The sequence below is a fragment of the Undibacterium sp. TC9W genome (assembly GCF_049339865.1).
GTDB lineage: Bacteria > Pseudomonadota > Gammaproteobacteria > Burkholderiales > Burkholderiaceae_D > Undibacterium.
The window spans coordinates 71,856-85,082 of the sequence record NZ_JBMPPJ010000001.1 but is presented as its reverse complement, the minus strand read 5'-3'; the positions used below and the strand labels follow the sequence as shown (position 1 = coordinate 85,082).

Genomic DNA, 13,227 nt, shown 5'->3' with positions numbered 1-13,227 from the left:
GAAAATCTTCAGAAAGTGAAAATAGCCATGACACAAAGCATACTTGAACAGTACGGCCCACGCGACGCGATGGAATATGACGTCGTCGTCGTCGGCGGCGGACCCGCTGGCCTGTCAGCAGCCATCAAGATCAAGCAACTGGCCGCAGAAAAAGGCACGGAAGTCTCGGTCTGCGTACTCGAAAAAGGTGGTGAGCCTGGTGCCCACATCCTGTCTGGCGCGGTCATGGACCCAAAGGCCCTGACTGAACTCTTTCCCAACTGGAAGGAAATGGGCGCACCATTAAATACCGAAGTGACAGAAGACCGCGTCCTGGTTCTGACCGAGACTAAAGCTTACCGCACGCCTAACTGGATGCTGCCAGCCTGTTTCGAGAATCATGGCAACTACATCGTTTCGCTGGCCAATGTGACCCGCTGGCTGGGTCAGCAGGCTGAAGCGCTGGGTGTGGAGGTATTTCCCGGTTTTGCCGCAGCAGAAGTCTTGTATAACGAAGATGGTTCCGTCAAAGGTGTTGCAACTGGCAATATGGGTGTAGATCGCCACGGCCAGCCCTCCTCTTCTTTCCAGCTTGGCATGGAGCTGCATGCCAAGTACACGCTGTTTGCTGAGGGTGCCCGTGGTCACCTGGGCAAGCAAGTCATTGCCAAATACGATTTAAACAAGGGCAAAGACCCGCAATCCTACGGCATAGGCATCAAGGAATTGTGGGAAATCGACCCCAAACAACATAAGCCGGGCCTGGTCGTGCACACGACAGGCTGGCCCCTGATGGATCAGTACAGCGGTTCTTTCCTGTACCACCTCGAAGACAATCTGGTGGCAGTTGGTTATGTGGTTGGCCTCGCATATGAAAACCCTTACCTGTCGCCTTACGAAGAATTCCAGCGCTTCAAGACCCACCCTTCTATCCGCACCTTCTTTGAAGGCGGCAAACGTATTTCTTATGGCGCGCGTGCGATTACTGCTGGTGGCTTGCAATCCCTGCCCAAACTGGTGTTCCCGGGTGGCGCATTGATAGGCTGTGATGCCGGCTTCCTCAATATGAGCCGCATCAAGGGTAGCCATGCTGCAATCAAGACTGGCATGCTGGCTGCAACAGCGGCCTTTGAGGCAGTATCAGCCAACCGCCAGCATGATGAACTGAGTGCGTATTCAACAGCATTCGAACAATCATGGTTGCATGAAGAGTTATATACTGCGCGCAACGTAAAACCCCTGCTCAAGCGTGGCACTTATGGTTCACCGCTGGTATGGCTGGATCAGGTCGTCTTGCGTGGCAAGGCTCCATGGACGCTGCATCACAGCAAGGCAGATCATGAATGCCTGCGCCCTGCTTCTGAATTCACGCCCATCGTTTATCCAAAACCAGATGGCAAGCTGACTTTTGACCGCCTGTCGTCAGTATTCATCTCGAATACCAATCATGCAGAAGATCAGCCTATACATCTGACCTTGAAAAATGCTGATGTACCGGTCGCCGTCAACCTGGCCAAATTCGCAGGCCCGGAAGCGCGTTATTGCCCGGCTGGTGTGTATGAGTTCGTAAAAACTGAAGAAGGCGCAGACCGCCTGCAAATCAATGCGCAAAACTGCGTGCATTGCAAGACTTGCGACATCAAGGATCCGACGCAGAATATCGTCTGGGTGACGCCTGAAGGTGGGGGCGGACCCAATTATCCAAACATGTAGCATGAGACGCTGATTAAGCTACTGTGCGGCCTTACTTTTAGCCTGCTGTTTTTGTAAATTCGTCGTCGTATGTTTGTACGACTTCGCTTCTTAACTAAAATTGGTGGACTGTAATAGTTGAAACGGGAGTGAAAGACTCTTGCCCGGCGATCATGGCAAGGCGCAAAGCACAGCGATAGTTAAGCTATCGCGAGCATTTGCAACGCTGCAATGATCGTTGCGCAAGAGTAAGGCATGCCAGTTTCAACTGTTACAGTTCACTGATGCCGCTCGCTACGCTTACTCAGCGCCTCCTGCTCCAATATGAATTGAAACTTCACCTCCTCCATAGTGCAAAAAGCCGCTAATCAGCGGCTTTTTTTTCGAGGCTCTTTAAGACTCCAACCTGTGCTCACCACTTACCAGCCAGGATTTTCTCCAACCAGAATGTGCCTATGACAGTTTTCACGTCGGTGATCTGGCCGGATCTGATCCAGTCCAGCATTTCTGGCAGTGTAGCAGTGAATACTTCGAGGAACTCTTCTTCATCAAGGGCGGCCTGCCCTGCTGTCAAACCCTTGGCCAGATAGATGTTCAGATGCTCGTCTGAGTAAGCGATGGCGTTGTGTATGGTGCAGACGAAAGACCAGTCAGTGGCTGTATAGCCAGTTTCTTCGCGCAACTCGCGCTGAGCGCACAGCAAGGGATCTTCACCTGCATCTATTTTGCCAGCCGGGAATTCTATGAAGACCTGATGTAAGGGATAACGGAACTGTTTTTCCAGCAGGATGCGGCCATCGTCAAACAAGGGGATGATAACCACGGCACCCGGGTGACGTATGTATTCACGCGTAGCAGTCTGCCCATCCGGCAGAGACACAACATCTTTATCGACTTTGAGAAAACTGCCCTCATACACCAGCTCGCTGCTGATCTTGTTTTCTTGCAGATCCAGCTTGCTGGTGATTTTTTCAGCCATGATTGCGCTTCAGGTAACGGTACACAAAACCGGGGAAAGCGAGCACCAGAAAAAGACAGGCATTAATCGCATAAAATTCCCAGCCTTGGGGAAAGCGATTACCAGCGGCAGATTCAAGAACAAAAGCGATGGCACCAACTATGAAATAAAGAATAATCAATTCAAGGAGGCGCAGCCATAATGATTTTACAACTAACGCTGGTACATCAGTCAAAACCTCATTCTTCAAAGTCGGACGATCGCTAGATGACATTATCTCGCCATCTGCGTGTGGATCTATAACGGCTAAATAGACTCCCGATGCAAGTTCAGGAGTACGGAAGAAAATAGATTTAAGGAAAGCAAAACGCTGCAAAGCAATGATGCCAAAGCAGCGCTCATTCAAAAAAGGCAGGTTGGCAGCCAGAACTGCCAACACGATGATCAACCAGGTCGATGCAGAATTACCCACTGCTGGCCGTATCAGTATTTGAGTGTATTGGAGATGGCGTTCACGCAGGCTGTCATCAGCGAACCTGGCAAGATACCCAGAACCACGACCATCAGACCATTCACGCTCAAGACCATGCGCATGTCAGCACTGGCAACGATAGGACTATTATCTACTGGATCATCAAAATACATGAGTTTGACGATACGCAGATAATAGAAAGTACCTATAAGCGAGAACAGTACGGCAACGATAGCCAGCCACAATTTACCAGTAGATAAAACCGCCTGCAAAACTGACAGCTTGGCATAGAAGCCCATCATAGGTGGAATACCTGCCAGCGAGAACATCAACAGCAGCATGACGAGGGCAAACCATGGATTGCGCTTGTTCAAGCCTTTCAGGTCTTCGAGGTTTTCTGCTTCAAAACCTGAACGTGCCAGCAGCATGATGACGCCAAAGGTACCCAGCGTCGTCAATACATAAGTGATGCTGTAGAACATGGAAGAGCTGTAAGCATCGACTGCCAGGTCAGAATTACCATTTGCCACACCAGACAACATGCCCAGCAACATGAAACCCATTTGCGAAATGGTGGAATAAGCCAGCATGCGCTTCAAGTTGGTTTGCGCAATCGCCGTCAGATTACCTATCGCCATCGACAAGACCGCCAGCACTACCAGCATCTGTTGCCAATCAACTGCCAGTGGGAACAGCCCCTCTACCAGCAAACGGAAGGTAATTGCAAACGCCGCCAGCTTGGGTGCACCACCCAGTAACAAAGTCACCGCAGTTGGTGCGCCCTGATACACGTCAGGCACCCACATATGGAAAGGCACCACGCCCAGTTTGAATGCCAGACCCGCAACCAGGAAAACGATACCGAAAACCAGGATAGTTTTATTTGCCGTAGCTGTTGCAGTGACTTTAACGACTTCATTCAACTGCAAAGAGCCAGTAGCACCGTACAACATGGAGATACCGTACAGCATGAAACCGGACGCCAGCGCACCGAGGATAAAATACTTCATCGCCGCTTCAGTAGAAACGGTATGGTCACGACGCAGGGCAACCAGGGCATACAGTGACAGGGACATCAATTCCAGACCAAGGTAGATCACCAGGAAATTATTACCAGAGATCATCACCATCTGGCCCAGCAAGGCAAACAGCGCCAGCACATAGTACTCACCGCCAAGGTGGGTATTGGTCATTGCTCGGTCGCTGACGTATTGACGGGAATAAATCAGGGTCACGCCTACTGCGATATAAGAAAACAGCTTCAGCAATACGGCCATGGGATCAGAAACGAACATATTATTACTGACGTATTCCGACTTCACCGGATCAGCGAATACCACTGTCAGGACACCACAGATCGTCAATGCCAGTATGCTGAGCGCATACGTCACATTGCGTTTGCTGTCCGGCAAAAACATATCAGTCAGCAAGATGCCGCAAATCGCCAGCAGCAAAAAGATTTCAGGGTAAAGTGGTATCAGGTTCATATTATTCAATTTTTACTAGCATTGATCTGCTGCCACGACTATCTGATGCAGACTGCCGTGGCTTGCGTATCCAAATTCCCGGTCAAGGTATCAGCTTAGGGACTGCCACATGTCGCAACAGATCAGCTACCGACACCTGCATTGCATCTGTAAATGGTGCTGGATACAAACCCATCACCAATACCGCTATTGCCAACACACCCAGCATGAAGAATTCACGTTTGTTCAAGTCGCTCAGGTGGGCTACATGTTCATTCGTGATATTGCCAAACACAACGCGCTTGACCATCCACAAAGAGTAAGCTGCACCAAAAATCAGAGCCGTTGCTGCCAGCATGCCTATCCAGAAATTAAACTGCACCGCACCCAGGATGACCATAAATTCGCCAACGAAACCGGAAGTTGCCGGCAAGCCGCAGTTAGCCATGGAGAACAACACGAACAGGGCAGCAAATTTAGGCATGGTATTGACCACACCACCGTAGTCAGCAATTTCACGGGAATGTACGCGGTCATACAAGACGCCAATACACAGGAACATCGCGCCAGAGATAAAGCCGTGAGAAATCATTTGTACGATAGAGCCCTGCACTGACATGTCGTTGAACATGAAGAAGCCCAGAGTCACAAAGCCCATGTGCGCAATCGAAGAATACGCCACCAGCTTTTTCATGTCTTTTTGTACCAGTGCCACCAGGCCGATATAAATAACGGCGATCAGCGACAGCGTGATCATGAAACCTGCCATGTAATGGCTGGCGTCAGGTGCGATAGGCAAAGAGAAACGCAGGAAGCCATAAGCACCCAGTTTCAACATGATGGCTGCCAACACGACAGAACCACCAGTCGGCGCTTCAACGTGAGCATCTGGCAACCATGTATGTACTGGCCACATAGGAACCTTAACTGCAAACGCCATCAGGAAGGCGCAGAAAATCATGATCTGGGTAGTCAGCGGCAAAGGCAGTTTATGCCAAACCAGAATATCAAACGAATGACCTGCTTTCAGGTATAGATAGATAATGGCTATCAGCGTCAGCAGAGAACCCATCAATGTATACAGGAAAAACTTGAATGCAGCATACACACGGTTCGGGCCACCCCAGACACCAACGATGATGTACATAGGGATCAGCGTGGCTTCAAAGAAGACATAGAACAACATGCCGTCAGTCGCACAGAACACGCCTATCATCAAACCTGACAAGATCAGGAAAGCACCCATGTATTGGGAAACCTGTTTTTCTATGACTTCCCAGGCGGCGATGACCACGATCACGGTGATGAAAGCTGTCAGAGGCACCAGCCACAAAGATATACCGTCTATGCCCAGTGCATAGAACACATTAAAGCGTTCTATCCAGCTATACTTTTCAACAAACTGCATACCGTGCGCAGTATTGTCAAAAAGCTTGATCAAAGGCAGCGTCACGATAAAGCTGCAGATAGAACCGATCAGCGCAACACCGCGCACCAGGGCTGGATTGTTATCGCGCCCGAATGCCAGTATGAAGATACCGAAAGCTATCGGTAACCAGATCGAAAGGCTAAGTAGAGTAGAAGTTGACTGCATAATAATTATCTTTTTATAGCCGTGGTCACTTATTTAGCAAAGGGAAACAGCACTGTATAAGCCAGGAAACCCATCACGCCGAGTATCATCACAAATGCATAGTGATAGATATAACCACTCTGCAAATGGCGTATCAGTTTGGAGACCCAGCCAACCAGTTTTGCGCTGCCGTTAACTACCAGGCCATCGATGAGGCCTTTGTCACCAATATTCCACAAGCCACCACCGAGTACACGTGCGCCACCGGCGAATACGATTTCGTTAAAGCGGTCCATGTAGTATTTATTTTCAAGTAAGGTGTACAGTGGGCTGACTGCCTTCTTGATCGCTGCAGGGATTCCAGGTTTGACCATGTAGAACACATAGGCTGTTACCACACCTGCCAGCGCAAGCCAGAATGGTGGCGTCATGAAGGAATGCAGACCCATCGCACCAGCGCCGTGGAATTCGTGGTGCAGTTCTTCCATCGCGTGATGTGCTTCATTGACAAAAATGACGTTCTTGAAGAAGCCACCAAACAACATAGGCTCAATTGCAATCGCACCGATAAACAGCGAAGGAATCGCCAACAGAACCAGAGGCAACCAGACAACTAATGGCGACTCATGTGGTTTTTGACCAGGAGCCAGACCATGGTGATGGTCGTCATGATGATCATCGGCAGCATGGTGGTCGTCTTTGTGTGCAGTTTTATGATCATCGTGATGATCATGCGCATGCGCCTTGCCAAAGTTTTCCTTGCCGTGGAAGACCAGGAAATACATACGGAAAGAATAGAAAGCTGTTACGAACACACCTGCCAGCACAGCAAACTGGGCAAAACCGGCGCCTGGTAAATGGCTGGCCTGCACTGCTTCGATGATACTGTCCTTGGAGTAGAAACCGGAAAGGAAAGGCGTACCTATCAATGCCAGAGAACCAGCAAGGGAAGTCAGCCAGGTGATAGGCATGTATTTTCTCAAGCCACCCATGTTGCGGATATCCTGATCATGGTGCATACCAATAATCACAGAACCGGCACCAAGGAACAACAGCGCTTTAAAGAAAGCATGTGTCATCAGATGGAATACCGCAACCGAGTAGGCAGAAGCACCGAGTGCCACTGTCATATAACCCAGTTGTGACAATGTAGAGTAAGCCACGACGCGCTTGATATCGTTCTGGATGATGCCCATGAAACCCATGAACAGCGCAGTAATCGCGCCTATCACCAGGATGAAGGACAAGGCAGTGTCAGACAATTCAAACAATGGTGACATGCGTGACACCATGAAGATACCCGCAGTAACCATGGTCGCCGCGTGGATCAGTGCAGAAATCGGGGTGGGACCTTCCATCGAATCTGGCAACCAGACATGCAGAGGAAATTGTGCAGACTTACCCATCGCGCCGATGAACAGACAGATACAGGCAACAGTAATGAGCATCCAGTCTGTATGCGGCAGCAACATGGCTGCCAGCTCATTTTTCTTGGCGAATACTTCAACATAGTTCATGGAACCGGTATTGGCGACCAGCAAGCCTATACCCAGGATGAAACCAAAGTCACCGACACGGTTGACCAAAAAGGCTTTCATGTTAGCGTAGATTGCCGTTGGTTTGGTGTACCAGAAACCGATCAGCAAATAAGACACCAGACCCACAGCTTCCCAGCCAAAGAACAATTGCAGGAAATTGTTACTCATGACCAGCATCAGCATGGCGAAGGTAAACAGGGAGATGTATGAGAAGAAGCGGTTATAGCCCTCGTCTTCTGCCATATAGCCAATTGTGTAGATATGCACCATCAGCGACACAAAGGTCACGACGCACATCATCATGGCTGTCAGGCTATCGACCATGAAGCCGACTTCCAGCTTCATGTTGCCGACCTTCATCCATTGATACAGGGTCTCGTTATAGGTTGCGCCATCCATCACGGCAGACAAGGTCATGCAGGAGATGATCAATGCAATCAGCACACCAAGTATGGTGACTGTATGGGATACCTTGCGGCCAACCACATTGCCGAAAAACTTCGTTCCTAGCAGACCTGCAATAGCAGACCCGACCAGAGGCGCAAGTGGTACTGCCAATAATAATTGTGGGTTAAGTTGCCCCGCCATGATGACCCTTTGTTAGCTTTATTACTTTTCTAAATCGCCAGCCGATACCGGACTACCGGACTACCAGACTGCCGCAGCAGGCGGCAATCCGCACCATTAACCTGATTAACCTTTTAATGCATCCAGATCTTCGACATTGATGGTATCCAGATTACGGAACAAGACCACCAGGATCGCCAGACCTATTGCTGACTCAGCAGCAGCAACGGTAAGTATGAAGAACACGAATACCTGCCCTGCTGCATCACCCAGATAATGGGAGAATGCGATGAAATTGATATTCACCGCCAGCAACATCAATTCAATTGCCATCAGCAAGACAATGATGTTTTTACGGTTGAGGAAAATACCGACGATGGAAATCGCAAACAGGATTGCGCCCAAAATCAGGTAGTGCGTCAAACTCAAAGTCAAAGCCATTTAAGCCTCCGGATTCACAGTAGCTGCCGCAGCAGTGGCATTATTCTCAGCGCGCTCGGATTCAGCTTTCATGCTGACGATACGTATACGGTCCTTGGCTTTTACTTTGACCGCAGCAGCAGGATCAAAATACTTGCTGTCTTTACGACGACGCAAAGTCAACGCAACCGCAGCAACGATAGCCAGTAACAGAATGGCTGCTGCAACTTCAAAAGCGAACTGGTAATGCGTGAAAATCTCTATACCCAGATACTTGGTATTACCTATCTTGTCGGATGCTGCTGGTGTGTGGTTATCAGGGCGCAAAAAGCCGCGCAGCAACACTGCCGACATTTCCAGCACGATGATGACGCCAACTGCTGCAGCCAATGGGAAATGACTCCAGAAACCTTCTCTCAGTTTGTCGAGATTGATATCCAGCATCATCACCACAAACAGGAACAGCACCATGACCGCGCCGACATACACCAGCACCAGCACGATGGCCAGGAATTCAGCCTTCAGCAACATCCAGATACCAGCGGCATTGAAGAAGGTCAGGACCAGAAACAAGGCGGCATGCACAGGGTTACGTGCAGAAATCACCTGGATCGCAGCGACTATCATGATCGCTGCGAAAACATAAAATAAAACGGTAGTAAATTCCATATCGAACCAGGTCCAGTTAGCGGTATGTGGCATCAGCGGCACGCGCTGCTGCAATTTGTGGCTCGTAACGATCACCTACAGCCAGCAACATCTCTTTGGTGAAATACAGATCGCCGCGTTTTTCACCGTGATATTCCAGTACATGGGTTTCCACGATGGAATCGACCGGGCAGGATTCTTCGCAAAAGCCGCAGAAAATGCACTTGGTCAGGTCGATGTCATAACGGGTAGTACGGCGAGTACCGTCAGCACGCTGATCAGATTCGATCGTGATGGCCATTGCAGGGCATACTGCTTCACACAATTTACAGGCGATGCAACGCTCTTCCCCATTCGGGTAGCGGCGCAAGGCATGCAGGCCACGGAAACGTGGAGACTGTGGTGTTTTTTCCTCAGGAAATTGCACCGTGATCTTGCGGGCGAACATATAGCGGCCTGTCAGGGCGAGGCCCTTGATCAGTTCGCGCAGCATCAGGCTGCCAAAAAAATCCTTGATTGCTTCCATTTTTTTAGCCTCTTACTTCCAAATATTCCATGGAGTTTGCATCCATGCTGCGACGATCACCAGATACACCAGAGTCAGCGGGATAAATACTTTCCAGCCCAAACGCATGATCTGGTCATAGCGATAGCGTGGGAAAGATGCGCGTGCCCAGATGAACATGGAAACCACAACAAAAGTCTTGATACCGAGCCAGATCCAGCCAGGGATAAAATCCAGGAAACTGAACGGTGCTGACCAGCCGCCAAGGAACATCAAAGATGCCATGGCAGAGATCAAAATCATGTTGGCGTATTCAGCCAGGAAGAACATGGCGAAAGACATACCGGAGTATTCAACCATGTGACCGGCAACGATCTCGGATTCACCCTCAACCACGTCAAACGGATGGCGGTTGGTTTCAGCAATACCGGAAATCACATACACCACAAACATAGGCAGCAATGGCAGCCAGTTCCATGAAAACAGGTTGAAACCATAGCTGGCTGCAAAACCTTTGGTTTGCGCATTGACGATATCCGTCATGTTCAGACTGCCGGACACCATCAGCACGATAACCAGTACAAAGCCCATGGCGATTTCATATGACACCATCTGTGCAGACGCACGCATGGCACCGAGGAAAGCATACTTGGAGTTTGATGCCCAACCGGCGATGATGATGCCATAGACTTCCATCGAGGTGATTGCCATGATCAGCAGCAAACCTGCATTGACGTTTGCCAAGACAGTTTCAGGGCCAAAGGGAATCACCGACCAGGCTGCCAGCGCTGGCATGATGGTCATGATAGGTGCCAGCACGAACAAGATTTTGTTTGCTTTTGCCGGGATGATGATTTCTTTGAGCAGCAGTTTCAGCGCGTCAGCGATAGGTTGCAGTAAACCTGCCGGACCTACGCGATTCGGGCCAAGACGGATGTGCATCCAGCCTATCATCTTGCGTTCCCACAAGGTCAGGTAGGCGACACAACCCATCACTGGCAAAGTGATGCAGACGATCTTGAGCAGCGTCCACAAAGGCATCCAAAAAGCGCCCAGGTAGTGCTGACCAAATTCATGGATAGAGAGCAGCAAATTCATTATGCACGCTCCAGTTTGATCGCGCCGAACATGCCGTCCAGATTACTTGTCAGGCTATGACCTGCAGCAATCCTGACTACATTTTCAGGCAGAGATCGATCGATTCCGACAGGGATCAGGGTAGAACCTGTTTTGCTCAGCCTGACCATGTCGCCTTCGGCGATGCCGAGCTTGCTGGCGTCAGCAGAGCTGATCCATGCTTGCGGTGCACGCGCATCGGCTGTCAGTTGCAGGGATTCTGCACGGCGTACGATAGCGTCTGTGCTGTAAATACCAACGTCAGCAATACGTTCCATGCCAGCAGCAGCCTTGGCAGGAACTGCCGGAGCCAGCTTGGATGCGTTGTTCAATTGCGCAGTCAGGTCAGCTTGCATCAGTACTGTTGCACGCACTGCTTCTGCTGTCTCGAAATCAAAGTTCTCCAGGCCCAGCAAATTCCCAAGTACGCGCAAGACTTTCCATGCAGGACGGGTATCACCCAGAGGCTTGACCACACCGTGGAAACTTTGTGCACGGCCTTCGCAGTTCACGAAAGTACCGGAAGTTTCTGTATAAGGAGAAACTGGCAGCAAGACGTCAGCATATTCAGCACCGTGTTTAAATGGCGACATGACGACGACCATTTCAGCATTATCCAAAGCGGTTTTGGCTTGTACCGGATGTGCGCTGTCAAGCAAAGGCTCGGCGTGCAAAACGATGTAAGCTTTTTTGGCTTCAGTGAATACTGGCTTGGCATTATTGGCAGGAATCGCATTTGCCAGGTAGCCACCAACTGTATTTGCTGCTTCTGTCAGATAACCAAATTCTGAACCTGCGTTTTCAGCGATCCATTGTGCCAGTGCGTGCAATTGCGAGGCTTCTGGATGGTAAGACGCTGTGTTACCCAGGAATACGCCTGCATTGCCAGCCAGCAGGCTGGCCGCAATCGCTTCTGCTTTGGCAGATGCTTGTACGGCTTCAAAACCAGCTGGTTTGGCGATTTCTTTTTTGGCTGCGATAGCAACGGCAACTTCAGCCAGGAAAGCTGTCCACAGCGATGGAGCTACGATTGCATTATTCGCCAGCTTGATGAGCAATTCATCATTCGTTGCATGCAGGATACTGAGTTTGGCACCCATTTTTACTGACTGGCGCAGACGCGCTGCCAGCAAAGGATGATCCTTACGCAGGAAAGAACCAATGACGAAAACGTTTTTCAACTGACCAAACCTGGCAATGCTGGTACCCAGCCAAGGCTTGACAGAAGAATCCAGCGCGAAGTCAGACTGACGCAGGCGGAAATCGACATTATCTGAACCCAGGCCACGCACAACGCGTTGCAACAGTGTCAGTTCTTCCAGAGTAGAACTTGGTGCAGCAACCGCGGCGATGGCATCAGCGCCATGCTCATGCTTGACGTTACGCAGGCCATGCGCAACATATTCCAATGCCGTCTGCCAGTCTGTTTCCTGCCATACGCCGCCCTGCTTGATCATGGGCTTGGTCAGACGTTCTGTGCTGTTCAGGGCTTCGTAAGAGAAACGGTCTTTGTCAGAAATCCAGCATTCATTGATTTCTTCATTTTCCAGCGGCACGACGCGCATGACCTTGTGGTTCTTGACTTGAACGATCAGGTTAGAACCCAGGCCATCATGACCACTGACTGATTTACGGCGTGACAATTCCCAGGTACGGGCAGAGTAACGGAAAGGCTTGGATGTCAGTGCGCCTACCGGGCACAGATCGATCATGTTACCTGACAATTCGGAATCAACCGTTTTGCCAACGAAAGAAGTGATTTCAGAATGTTCGCCACGGTTAAGCATGCCCAGTTCCATGACGCCAGCGATTTCCTGACCAAAACGAACGCAGCGCGTACAGTGTATGCAGCGACTCATTTCTTCCATGGATACCAGAGGACCTACGTCCTTATGGAATACCACGCGTTTTTCTTCATCGTAACGGGATGCCGTGCCACCATAACCAACTGCCAGATCCTGCAGTTGACATTCGCCACCCTGATCGCAGATAGGGCAATCCAGCGGATGGTTAATGAGCAAGAATTCCATCACTGCTTTTTGTGCTTTTACTGCCTTGTCGCTGGAAGAACGGACGATCATGCCCGGCGTGACAGGTGTCGCGCAGGCAGGCAAAGGCTTAGGTGCTTTTTCAACCTCAACCAGACACATGCGGCAGTTGGCCGCAATAGATAATTTTTTGTGATAGCAAAAATGCGGGATGTAAGTGCCAAGCTTATTGGCAGCATCCATCACCATACTGCCCTCTTGGACTTCGACTTTTTTGCCGTCTATTTCGATTTCAACCATGGTCT

11 protein-coding genes and 1 pseudogene are annotated in these 13,227 nt (G+C 50.0%); 1 reads left to right on the top strand and 11 read right to left on the bottom strand.

Annotated elements, in window-relative coordinates:
* Positions 1 to 69: 69 nt before the first annotated feature.
* Positions 70 to 1,692 carry an electron transfer flavoprotein-ubiquinone oxidoreductase gene (locus ACO0LN_RS00425; protein WP_422970767.1) on the top strand — a complete coding sequence of 541 codons (1,623 nt, stop codon included), beginning with the start codon at positions 70 to 72 and terminating at the stop codon, positions 1,690 to 1,692.
* A gap of 391 nt (positions 1,693 to 2,083) precedes the next feature.
* On the opposite strand, the gene ACO0LN_RS00420 is transcribed toward ACO0LN_RS00425, so the two are convergent.
* The 11 genes and pseudogenes from ACO0LN_RS00420 to nuoG form a co-directional block, all read right to left on the bottom strand.
* Positions 2,084 to 2,650, bottom strand: a complete 567-nt coding sequence (locus tag ACO0LN_RS00420; RefSeq protein WP_422970448.1) for an NUDIX domain-containing protein — start codon at positions 2,648 to 2,650, stop codon at positions 2,084 to 2,086.
* Complete coding sequence (locus ACO0LN_RS00415) at positions 2,643 to 2,903, bottom strand: DUF2818 family protein (protein ID WP_422970766.1); 261 nt, start codon at positions 2,901 to 2,903, stop codon at positions 2,643 to 2,645. Before ACO0LN_RS00415 ends, ACO0LN_RS00420 begins: the two co-directional genes overlap by 8 nt.
* 123 nt (positions 2,904 to 3,026) lie before the next feature.
* Positions 3,027 to 3,101 (bottom strand): annotated as a pseudogene (locus ACO0LN_RS00410) (DUF2818 domain-containing protein); the annotation flags it as partial.
* An 11-nt stretch (positions 3,102 to 3,112) separates the two neighbouring features.
* The gene (gene nuoN / locus ACO0LN_RS00405; protein WP_232062983.1) at positions 3,113 to 4,588 is read right to left on the bottom strand and encodes an NADH-quinone oxidoreductase subunit NuoN; all 1,476 of its coding nucleotides are present in this window, start codon (positions 4,586 to 4,588) and stop codon (positions 3,113 to 3,115) included.
* Between the two features lie 82 nt (positions 4,589 to 4,670).
* Positions 4,671 to 6,164: an NADH-quinone oxidoreductase subunit M gene (locus ACO0LN_RS00400; protein WP_422970765.1), complete on the bottom strand. Its 1,494-nt coding sequence runs from the start codon at positions 6,162 to 6,164 to the stop codon at positions 4,671 to 4,673.
* A 26-nt stretch (positions 6,165 to 6,190) separates the two neighbouring features.
* A complete protein-coding gene (gene nuoL, locus ACO0LN_RS00395) occupies positions 6,191 to 8,266 on the bottom strand; it encodes an NADH-quinone oxidoreductase subunit L (protein ID WP_422970447.1) in 2,076 nt (691 codons plus the stop codon).
* A 105-nt stretch (positions 8,267 to 8,371) separates the two neighbouring features.
* Positions 8,372 to 8,686 carry an NADH-quinone oxidoreductase subunit NuoK gene (nuoK, locus tag ACO0LN_RS00390; protein ID WP_162041807.1) on the bottom strand — a complete coding sequence of 105 codons (315 nt, stop codon included), beginning with the start codon at positions 8,684 to 8,686 and terminating at the stop codon, positions 8,372 to 8,374.
* Positions 8,687 to 9,334: an NADH-quinone oxidoreductase subunit J gene (locus tag ACO0LN_RS00385; protein WP_422970446.1), complete on the bottom strand. Its 648-nt coding sequence runs from the start codon at positions 9,332 to 9,334 to the stop codon at positions 8,687 to 8,689.
* Between the two features lie 16 nt (positions 9,335 to 9,350).
* Positions 9,351 to 9,839, bottom strand: a complete 489-nt coding sequence (gene nuoI, locus ACO0LN_RS00380) for an NADH-quinone oxidoreductase subunit NuoI (RefSeq protein ID WP_422950382.1) — start codon at positions 9,837 to 9,839, stop codon at positions 9,351 to 9,353.
* Between the two features lie 12 nt (positions 9,840 to 9,851).
* Positions 9,852 to 10,916 carry an NADH-quinone oxidoreductase subunit NuoH gene (nuoH, locus tag ACO0LN_RS00375; RefSeq protein WP_422950383.1) on the bottom strand — a complete coding sequence of 355 codons (1,065 nt, stop codon included), beginning with the start codon at positions 10,914 to 10,916 and terminating at the stop codon, positions 9,852 to 9,854.
* Positions 10,916 to 13,222 (bottom strand): NADH-quinone oxidoreductase subunit NuoG, encoded by a 2,307-nt coding sequence (nuoG, locus tag ACO0LN_RS00370; RefSeq protein ID WP_422970445.1) that lies wholly within the window; start codon positions 13,220 to 13,222, stop codon positions 10,916 to 10,918. The genes nuoH and nuoG overlap by 1 nt, the downstream gene beginning before the upstream one ends.
* Positions 13,223 to 13,227 lie beyond the last annotated feature (5 nt).

Excerpts from the sequence above, each read along its gene's own strand:
- ACO0LN_RS00425 (WP_422970767.1), top strand. The coding sequence starts at position 70 with ATGGAATATGACGTCGTCGTCGTCGGCGGCGGACCCGCTGGCCTGTCA.
- ACO0LN_RS00420 (WP_422970448.1), bottom strand. The coding sequence starts at position 2,650 with ATGGCTGAAAAAATCACCAGCAAGCTGGATCTGCAAGAAAACAAGATC.
- ACO0LN_RS00415 (WP_422970766.1), bottom strand. The coding sequence starts at position 2,903 with ATGTCATCTAGCGATCGTCCGACTTTGAAGAATGAGGTTTTGACTGAT.
- nuoN (WP_232062983.1), bottom strand. The coding sequence starts at position 4,588 with ATGAACCTGATACCACTTTACCCTGAAATCTTTTTGCTGCTGGCGATT.
- nuoL (WP_422970447.1), bottom strand. The coding sequence starts at position 8,266 with ATGGCGGGGCAACTTAACCCACAATTATTATTGGCAGTACCACTTGCG.
- nuoK (WP_162041807.1), bottom strand. The coding sequence starts at position 8,686 with ATGGCTTTGACTTTGAGTTTGACGCACTACCTGATTTTGGGCGCAATC.
- ACO0LN_RS00385 (WP_422970446.1), bottom strand. The coding sequence starts at position 9,334 with ATGGAATTTACTACCGTTTTATTTTATGTTTTCGCAGCGATCATGATA.
- nuoI (WP_422950382.1), bottom strand. The coding sequence starts at position 9,839 with ATGGAAGCAATCAAGGATTTTTTTGGCAGCCTGATGCTGCGCGAACTG.
- nuoH (WP_422950383.1), bottom strand. The coding sequence starts at position 10,916 with ATGAATTTGCTGCTCTCTATCCATGAATTTGGTCAGCACTACCTGGGC.
- nuoG (WP_422970445.1), bottom strand. The coding sequence starts at position 13,222 with ATGGTTGAAATCGAAATAGACGGCAAAAAAGTCGAAGTCCAAGAGGGC.